The sequence below is a fragment of the Acetonema longum DSM 6540 genome, from assembly GCF_000219125.1.
GTDB classification, from domain to species: Bacteria; Bacillota; Negativicutes; order Sporomusales; family Acetonemataceae; genus Acetonema; species Acetonema longum.
The window spans coordinates 1-523 of the sequence record NZ_AFGF01000252.1; the positions used below are offsets into that span (position 1 = coordinate 1).

A 523-nucleotide genomic window follows, 5' to 3' on the forward strand; every position below is an offset into this window, starting at 1 on the left:
AAATGTGTTGTCGGCATCGTAAGTGACGGTTTTGCCGGAAAGGATGACATTCCGGCTGGCGCTGACGACGCCGGTCAGATCGACGGTTTCAGCGGCCGTGAGGGTGAGGTCGGCTAGTATCGGAGTGGAGCCGCCGGATTCTTCTCCGCTTCCGTGTTCATGGCCAGTGTGGTCTTCTTCTCCTTCTTCGCCGGCGGTTATGAAGCCGTTGCTTTGGATATGGCGGGCGGCGATGCGGATGGTTTGGCCGGAGGAGATTTGGCCGTCGTTGGCGAGGTCGCCGCTGGCGGTGATTTCGATGTCTTGCTGGGCGCTGAGGCTGCCGTTGACGGTGATGCGGCCGTCGTGGGTCAGGATGAGGTTTTGGCTGGCTGCCACTTCTCCGTCCAGGGTGACGCCTAATCCTTTTTCGGTGCCGATGAGTTTGATTTTGCCGGCGTACATGCCGCCTAAGGCGCCTACATCAAGGGCTACTGTGGGCTTGGCGGCGTCGCTTTGGGTGGGGGTGGCTTCCAGGGTTTGA

1 protein-coding gene is annotated in these 523 nt (G+C 60.2%); it reads right to left on the minus strand.

Annotation, left to right across the window (positions count from 1 at the left end; genetic code table 11):
• Nucleotides 1–523, minus strand: a 523-nt coding sequence (locus tag ALO_RS19070; RefSeq protein ID WP_004099376.1) for a filamentous hemagglutinin family outer membrane protein, incomplete at both ends; no start/stop codon positions are given.